The sequence below is a fragment of the Sphingobium phenoxybenzoativorans genome, assembly GCF_001757355.1.
Lineage (GTDB): Bacteria > Pseudomonadota > Alphaproteobacteria > Sphingomonadales > Sphingomonadaceae > Sphingobium > Sphingobium phenoxybenzoativorans.
In genome coordinates this window covers 1-617 of the sequence record NZ_MINO01000201.1, presented here as the reverse complement: position 1 = coordinate 617, position 617 = coordinate 1, and the positions used below count along the sequence as shown (strand labels likewise).

At 68.9% G+C, this 617-nt stretch carries 1 protein-coding gene; it reads left to right on the top strand.

Translation table 11 applies throughout. The features are described 5' to 3' along the window. Positions 1 to 198, top strand: a 198-nt coding sequence (locus BHQ40_RS24855; protein WP_070158321.1) for a phage BR0599 family protein, incomplete at its 5' end; no start/stop codon positions are given. Between the last annotated feature and the right edge of the window lie 419 nt (positions 199 to 617).

Sequence of the window (617 nt, the reverse complement as noted above, 5' to 3'; positions counted from 1 at the left end):
ATGGCGTCCGACGCGGGCGGCGTGACGCTGGCCGATCCGCCGGCCTTTGTGGTGGCGGCGGGGACTTTGGCGCTGCTGACCGAGGGGTGCGACAAGAGGATGGCGACCTGTTCGGCGCGGTTCGGCAATGCGGCGAATTTCCGGGGGGAGCCGTACCTGCCGGGGAATGATTTGCTGACGCGCTATCCCGGCGGGTGAGGATTGGGGCGCACGATCCTATCCCGTCGTCATCCCGGACCTGATCCGGGACCGATCTCGCCTTCCGCATGGGGTGCATATGGGGAGGGATGGGGTTCCGGCTTCCGCCGGAATGACGGGGGGGAAGTCCAAGACCTTCAGCCGTCATCCCCGCGCAGGCGGGGACCCATCTCCGAACGTCCGGGGGACGGAGAGGATGGGAGATGGGTTCCCGCCTGCGCGGGAATGACGAGGGAGGATCGGTTTAGGAGGCTCCGGCTGGCTGGGGACGGGACCGGAGATGGGTCCCCGCGTTGACCTACGGTCGCCCTTCGGGTCGCCGGAACGACGAGAAAGGGATGGGCATCCGATGACCAAGGGCGACAGGATCGCGGCGGCGGCGCTTGGGCTGGTCGGCGCGCCGTTCCGGCTGCACGGGC